Origin of the sequence: Streptomyces sp. NPDC005576, assembly GCF_042871745.1 — a bacterium.
Taxonomy (GTDB): Bacteria; Actinomycetota; Actinomycetes; order Streptomycetales; family Streptomycetaceae; genus Streptomyces.
The window spans coordinates 1-8204 of sequence record NZ_JBIAJC010000042.1; the positions used below are offsets into that span (position 1 = coordinate 1).

The 8204-nt window shown below is 71.5% G+C and carries 2 protein-coding genes; both read left to right on the forward strand.

The window, feature by feature from the left end:
- On the forward strand, positions 1-180 hold a 180-nt coding region (locus tag ACFYPN_RS33520; protein ID WP_389303662.1), incomplete at its 5' end, for a hypothetical protein.
- A 53-nt stretch (positions 181-233) separates the two neighbouring features.
- A partial coding sequence (locus ACFYPN_RS33525; RefSeq protein ID WP_389303664.1) for an amino acid adenylation domain-containing protein occupies positions 234-8204 on the forward strand: 7971 nt, incomplete at its 3' end.

Below are 8204 nucleotides of genomic sequence, written 5' to 3' on the forward strand. Positions count from 1 at the left end.
AGGGCACTCGTCGCGCACGCGGAGAACCCGGACGCAGGCGGACTCACCCCCTCGGACCTCTCCCTCGTCCCCCTCACCCAGCACCACATCGACCTCCTCGAAGAAGAGGAAGCCGACTTCGACGACGACGACTTCGACGACGACGACGACGACGACTTCGACAGCGACAGCGACTCGTGAAGCGACCCGCGGCAACACACCCTCATTCCCTCGCACTCCGGAAAGGCAACAACATGAGGAAGTCGGCACAGTCGGTACCGGAGGCGGGCCAGGCGGGTCCCGCGAAGTCGTCCAAGAAGCCGAGGTCCGCGATCGAGGACGTTCTGCCTCTCTCGTCCCTCCAGGAAGGGCTTCTCTTCCACGCTCTGTACGACGACGAGGGCCCGGACCTCTACACCGTCCAGCTCGCCGTCGAACTGCGCGGCCCCCTCGACGCCGGCCGCCTGCGGACCGCCGCCGGCGCCCTGCTGCGCCGACACCCCAACCTGCGGGCCGGCTTCCGGTCCAAGGGCCTCGACAAGACACTCCAGGTGGTCCGCCGCCAGGTGCGGACCCCCTTCGAGCGGGTCGACCTCCGCGACCGGGGGGAGGAGGCCGAGGCCGCGTACCGCTCGCTCGCCGACACCGAGCGGTCCCGCCGCTTCGACATGGCCCGGCCGCCGCTGGTCCGCTTCACGCTCGCCGCGCTGCCCGGTGGCCGCCACCGGCTGCTGGTCACCGTCCACCACATCCTGCTCGACGGGTGGTCCGTGCCCATCCTGCTGGACGACCTCTTCGAGCTGTACGAGCGCGACGGCGACGAGTCCGGCATGCGCCGGGTGCCTCCCTACCGGGACTACCTCGCGTGGCTGGCCCGCCAGGACCGCCCCGCCGCCCTCGCCGCCTGGTCCCGCGAACTCGACGGCCTCACCGAGCCCACCCTGCTCGGCGCGGGCGCCGAGACCGGCAGCGCGATCGTCCCGCACAGCACCCTGGTCAAGCTGACCCGGGGCGAGACGCAGGCGCTCGCCGCGCTCGCCCGCGGCCGGGGCTGGACCCTCAACACCCTGATACAGGGCGCCTGGGGACTCGTCCTCGGCCGCCTGCTGGGGCGCGAAGACGTCGTCTTCGGCGGTACGGTCTCCGGCCGGCCGCCCGAGCTGCCCGGTGTCGAGACCATGGTCGGCCTGCTCATCAACACCCTTCCGGTGAGAGTGACCTGGAGACACGGAGACCGGCTCGCCGATCTGTTCACCGCCCTCCAGGACCGCCAGTCCGCGCTCACCCCACATCAGTTCGTTCAACTCGGTGACATCCAGAACCAGTCGGGCCACTCCGAGCTGTTCGACACCACGACCGTCTTCGAGAACTACCCGCTCGGCCCGGACCAGGCGCCGCCGCTCTCCGGCGGTCTGGAGATCACCGACGTGGACGCCCGCGACGCGACCCACTACGCGATCAGCCTCGTGGGTCTGCCCGGCGAGGAACTCTCCTTCCGTGTCGACTACCGACCCGACCTCCTCGACGCCGCCACCGCCTCCCGGGTCGCCACCTGGCTGCGCGACCTGCTCACCGCGGCCACCGCCGACCCGGACGTCACTCTCGCGAGCATCGACCTGCTGGACAGCGGGGCGTACGACCGTGTGGTCGGCGACTGGAACGACACCGACCGCGCCATCCCGGACACCACCCTCACCGCCCTCCTGGAGGAGGCCGCCGCCGCCCACCCGGACGCCCTAGCCGTCGGACACGGTGAGGTCTCTCTCAGCTACCGCGAACTGCACCGACGCGCCAACCAGTTGGCCCGCCACCTCGTCGCCCGGGGCGCGGGGCCCGACCGGACGGTGGCCGTCGCGCTGCCCCAGCGGCCCATGCTCGTGGTGGCGCTCCTCGCCGTCCTCAAGTCCGGTGCCGGATACCTCCCCCTGGACCCGGCCCACCCCGCCGGCCGTATCGCCGGAATGTTCGAGGAGACCGATCCGGTCTGCGTCATCTCCACCACCGGCCTCGCGGACCGGCTCCCGTCGGACGGAGACGCGCCCCAGGTCCTCCTGCTGGACGACCCTGCCCTGGCGGGTCAGCTGGCCGCACTGCCCGATTCCCCGCTGACCGACGCCGACCGCGGTTCCCCGGTGCTGCCCGCCCACGCGGCGTACACCATCTACACCTCGGGTTCCACCGGCAGGCCCAAGGGGGTCCTCGTCGAGCACCGGTCCGTCGTGAACTACCTCCTCTGGGCGCTCGACCTGTACCCGTCGGCCGGCAGCAGTGCCCTGCTCCACTCGCCGGCCTCCTTCGACCTCACCGTCACCGGCCTGTACGCACCCCTGATCAGGGGCGGCAGTGTCCACCTGACCCGGTTCTCCGGCGGCGGCCCCGAGCCCGAGGTACCAGTGCCGGCCGGTGGCGTCGCCTTCCTCAAGGGCACCCCCAGCCATCTCGCTCTGCTGGAGGAGCTGCCGGGCGACTACTCCCCGACCGCGGAGCTCGTCCTCGGCGGCGAGCCGCTCTCCGGCGCCCATCTCGACCACTGGCGCACCCGGCACCCGGGCGTCCGGGTGGTCAACGAGTACGGCCCCACCGAGACCACGGTCGGCTGCACGGCGTTCACCGTGGAGCCCGAGGACGAGATCCCCGCCGAGATCCTCTCGCTGGGCAAGCCCATGTGGAACGCGCAGGTGTACGTCCTGGACACCGCCCTGCGCCCGGTCCCGCCGGGCGTCGTCGGCGAGTTGTACGTGGCCGGAACCTGCGTGGCCCGCGGCTACGCGGGACGGGCCGCGCTCACCGCCGGCCGGTTCGTGGCGAACCCCTTCGGAGCGGCAGGCACCCGCATGTACCGCACCGGAGACCTGGTCCGGTGGCGCTCCGACGGCACCCTCGAATTCGCCGGCCGCACCGACGACCAGGTGAAGATCCGTGGCTACCGCATCGAACTCGGCGAGATCGAGACGGTCCTCGCCGACCGGGCGGGCAGCGCCCAGGTGGCCGTCGTGGTCCGTGAGGACCGCCCCGGCGACCAGCAGCTCGTCGCCTACGTCGTCGGCGACGGTACGGACGGGATGCGGGAGTACGCGGCGGCCCGACTGCCCGAGTACATGGTGCCCTCCGCGTTCGTCGCGCTCGACGCCCTGCCCGTCACAGGCAACGGCAAGCTCGACAAGAAGGCGCTGCCCGCCCCGCGGTTCGACGGGACGGCGACAGCCGCGACGGGCAACGGCCGTCGCCCGCGCACCCCGCAGGAGGAGATCCTCTGCCAGGTCTTCGCCGACGTGCTGGCCGTCCGGAAGGTCGCCGTCGACGACAGCTTCTTCGAGCTGGGCGGGCACTCCCTGCTCGCCACCCGCCTGGTCAGCCGCGTCCGCACCGTCCTCGACGTGGAACTCACGATCCGTACCGTCTTCGAACACCCCACGGTCGCCGGGCTCGCCCGTGTCCTGGCCGGCGCGGACACCGCGCGGACCGCGCTGGAAGCGCGGGAGAGGCCGGAGGTCCTTCCGCTCTCCTTCGCCCAGCGACGGCTGTGGTTCCTGGACCGGCTGGGAGTACCGGGCGGTACGTACAACATTCCCCTCGCCGTCCGGCTCGAAGGAGATCTGGACATCCAGGCGCTCAGGTCTGCCCTCGACGCGGTGGCGGCACGGCACGAGTCCCTGCGCACCGTGTTCCCCGACACGGAAGGGCAGCCCCGCCAGCACGTTCGGGACACGGCCGAAGTTCCCTTCGACGTGAGCGAGGTGACCGACGGCGACCCGCTGCGGGAAGCGCTGGAGGCGGAGGCGCAGAGGCGCTTCGACCTGACGGACCAACCTCCCGTACGGGCAACGCTGTTCACCCTGGACGGACGCACCCACGTCCTGCTGATCGTGCTGCACCACATCGCCGGTGACGGGTGGTCGCTCGCTCCCCTGATGCGGGACCTGGAGACGGCCTACCGGGGCGGCCTGCTCGCACCACTGCCGGTGCAGTACGCGGATTACGCGCTGTGGCAGCGCGAGGTGCTCGGCTCGGAGGACGACGACGAGAGCCTCGTGGCGCGACAACTCGACTACTGGAAAAACCAGTTGGCGGATCTTCCGGAGGTTCTGGAACTGCCTGCCGACCGCCCCCGCCCCGCCGTCTCCTCCTACCGCGGCGGCCGGATCGGCTGGCACCTGGACGCGCGGACGCACGCAGCCCTCGGCGAGCTGGCGCGGACATCCGGGGCGAGCGTCTTCATGGTGCTCCAGGCCGCAGTGGCCGCGCTCTTCTCCCGGCTCGGCGCCGGCACCGACATACCCCTCGGCACGGCGGTCGCCGGACGCACCGACGACGCCCTGGACGACCTGGTCGGCTTCTTCGTCAACACACTGGTACTGCGGACCGATGTCTCCGGCGACCCGACCTTCCGTGAACTGGTCAAGCGGGTGCGGGAGTCGGATCTGTCGGCCTTCGCGCACCAGGACGTGTCGTTCGAGCGGCTGGTGGAGGTGCTCAATCCGGAGCGCTCGCTCTCGCGTCACCCGCTCTTCCAGGTGATGCTGCTCCTCCAGAACACCGCCGAACCCGAGCTGAACCTGCCCGGTCTCGGCCTCTCGGTCGAGGATGTCGCGGGCACCGTGGCCAAGTTCGACCTCGCCTTCGACCTGCGGGAGACCTTCGACGCGGACGGCCGCCCGGCCGGCATCGCGGGCGACGTCGACTACGCCCTCGACCTCTTCGACCAGGAGACGGTCGCTGCCCTCTGCGGCCGACTGGCCCGCATCCTGGAATTCTTCGCCGAACGCCCGGAACATCGGGTGGGGGAAGTGGAGTTGCTGGATGCCGGTGAGCGGGCTCTGATGCTGGCCGAGTGGGGTCGGGGTGAGCCGGCGGCCGGCGGACCGGGTTTGGTGGAGCAGTTCGAGCGGCAGGTGGCCGCGGCGCCGGACGCGGTGGCTGTGGTGTGTGGTGAGGAGTCGTTGACGTACGGGGAGTTGGATGTCCGTGCGGAGCGGTTGGCGCGGGTGTTGGTGGGGCGGGGTGTGGGGCCGGATCGGTTGGTGGCGGTGGCTCTGCCGCGGTCGTTGGATCTGGTGGTGGCGTTGTGGGCCGTGGTGAGGGCGGGTGCGGCGTTCGTGCCGGTGGACCCGGCGTTGCCGGCCGAGCGGATGGCGTACGTGCTGGAAGACTCCGGCGCGGAGTGCGTGATCACTTCGGGGGAGGTGGCGGGGCGGCTTCCGGTGGTGGAGGGGCTGGTGTTCGTCGACGGTCCGGACGACGAGCAGGTTCTGCTGCCGGACGTGGTGTTTACGGCGGCTTCGCCCGGCTGCTTGGCGTACGTCCTTTACACCTCGGGTTCGACGGGTCGGCCGAAGGGGGTGGGGGTGACGCGGGGTGGTCTGGAGAATGTTCTCGCGGACATGGGGGCGCGGTTCGCGGTGTCGGCGGCGGACCGGTTCATGGCGGTGACGACGTTCGGGTTCGACATCTCGAACGTGGAGATCTTCGTTCCGTTGCTGGCGGGTGCGCGGTTGGTTCTGGTGGAGCGGGAGGTGGTGCTGGAGCCGGTCCGGCTGGGGGCGCTGGTGGTCGCGTCGGGAGCGACGTTCATGCAGGCCACACCGACTTTCTGGGAGACCCTCGTGAGCGAGGTCCCCGAGTCTCTCCGCGGGCTCCGCGTTCTCATGGGTGGTGAGGCGGTCTCGGCATCGTTGGTCTCCCGGCTGGGTGCGGTCGCCGGGGAGGTGACGAACGGCTACGGGCCGACGGAGACGGCTGTCTACTCGGTCGTCGGCCGGGTCGACCGGGTCGGCGGTTCGGGTGTGCCGGGGATCGGCCGTCCGGTGTCGGGCACCGAGGTGTTCGTGCTGGACGAGTGGTTGAGGGTGGTGCCGGTCGGTGTTCCGGGTGAGTTGTACATCGCGGGCGCGGGTGTGGCGCGTGGGTACGTGGGGCGGGCGGGGTTGACGGCCGAGCGGTTCGTCGCCGACCCGTTCGGTGGTCCGGGTGCGCGGATGTACCGGACCGGGGACGTGGTCCGGTGGTGTGCGGACGGGACGCTGGAGTTCGTCGGGCGTGCCGATGACCAGGTGAAGATCCGCGGGTTCCGGATCGAGCCGGGTGAGATCGAGGCGGTCCTCGCCGCTCGTCCGGGTGTCTCCCAGGCCGCGGTCGTGGTGCGTGAGGACCGGCCGGGTGACAAGCGGCTCGTCGCGTACGTCGTCGGTGAGGCGGAGGGACTCCGCGACCATGCCGCATCACACCTTCCCGGCTACATGGTCCCGACCACCTTCGTCGTGCTGGACGGGCTTCCGCTCACCGCGAGCGGAAAGCTCGACCGGCGCGCGCTGCCCGCCCCCGCCCCGGAGTCAGGTGCCGGTCGCGATCCCCGTACGCCCGGGGAAGAGGCGCTGTGCGACATATTCGCCGAGGTGCTGGGCCTGGAGAAGGTCGGGATCGACGACAGCTTCTTCGAGCTGGGCGGTCACTCCCTCCTCGCCACCCGACTCACCAGCCGCATTCGCACGGTGCTCCGCGCCGAATTGCCGGTGCGTGCCGTGTTCGAGTCGCCGACCGTCGCGGGTCTCGCGCCCCGGCTCGAGGCGCTGGCGGCCACATCCGTCCGCCAGCCGGTCCGGCGGGCGGAGCGGCCGACCGAGATCCCGCTGTCGTTCGCGCAAGCGCGGCTCTGGTTCCTGGACCGCCTCGACAACGACGGCGGCATGTACAACATCCCCCTCGCCGTCCGGCTGCGAGGTCCGCTGCGGCGCGAGACGCTGGCCGCCGCGGTGCGTACCGTGGTCGCCCGGCACGAGTCGCTGCGGACCGTCTTCCCCGACACCGACGGCCGACCGCGCCAACTGGTGCTCCACAATGCCGACGTTCCCCTCCGGGTGGTGGAGACGGACGAGCCGGGACTGGCCGCCGCCCTCGCCGCCGAATCCGTACGCGGATTCGACCTCGGGCGCGACCTACCGCTGCGCGCCACGCTGTTCGCGACCGGCCCGGATGACCACGTACTTATGATCGTGCTGCATCACATCGCGGGCGACGGCTGGTCGCTGGCCCCGCTGATGCGCGACCTCCAGGCCGCCTACCGGGGCGAGGAATTGCCCGCGCTCCCCGTCCAGTACGCCGACTATGCCCTCTGGCAGCGCGAGATCCTCGGCGCCGAGGACGACCCCGGCAGCGTCATGAGCGAACAGATCCTCTTCTGGAAACACACATTGGCCGGCCTGCCGGAGGCACTGGAGCTGCCGGCCGACCGCCCCCGCGCCGCCGTCGCCTCCTACCGAGGCGGGCGAGTTCCGTGGCAGCTCGACCAAGGGACCGTCGCCCGCCTGGACGCGCTCGCCCGGGAGACCGGAGCGAGCCTCTTCATGGTCCTCCAGGCCGGGCTCGCCGCGCTGTTCTCGCGGCTCGGCGCCGGTACGGACATCCCTCTCGGGACCGGCGTCGCGGGTCGTACCGACGATGCCCTGGACGAGTTGGTCGGCTTCTTCGTGAACACGGTGGTGCTGCGGACGGACGTGTCGGGTGACCCGACCTTCGTCGAGCTGCTCGGCCGGGTCAAGGAGACGGACCTGTCGGCCTTCGCGCACCAGGACGTCCCCTTCGAGCGGCTGGTGGAGGTGCTCAACCCTGAGCGCTCGCTCGCACGGCACCCCCTCTTCCAGGTCATGCTGACCCTCCAGAACACCCCCGAACCCGACCTCGACCTGCCCGGCATCATCCCTGCCGTCGAGCCGGTGAGCGGTGCGGTGGCCAAGTTCGACCTGTCCTTCGGGTTGTCCCAGGAGTACGACGCGCTGGGCCGTCCGGCCGGCCTCACGGGCGAAGTGGAGTACGCCCGGGACCTGTTCGACGCGGAGACGGTCGCGGCGCTCGGCGCGCGACTCGGCCGGGTGCTCGCCCAGACGGCGGACGACCCGAGCCGCCGGGTCGGCACTCTGGACGTGATGGATGCGGCGGAGACCAGCCTCCAGCTGGACCGGTGGGGAGCCGGCCCGCGCACCGAGCCGCACCCCTCCCTCCCCGAGCTCCTGAGCCGCCGGGTCGCCTCGACACCCCGGGCGACGGCCGTCGTCGGCGACGCCGAGGAGCTCACCTACGCGGAGCTGGATGCGCGGTCCAACCGGTGGGCGCACTACCTGCGTGCGCAGGGGGTGGCCGGCGGGACGCCGGTGGCGTTGCTGCTGGACCGGTCGGTGGACCTGGTGGTGGCGGAGCTGGCGGTGGTGAAGGCGGGCGGGCATTACGTACCT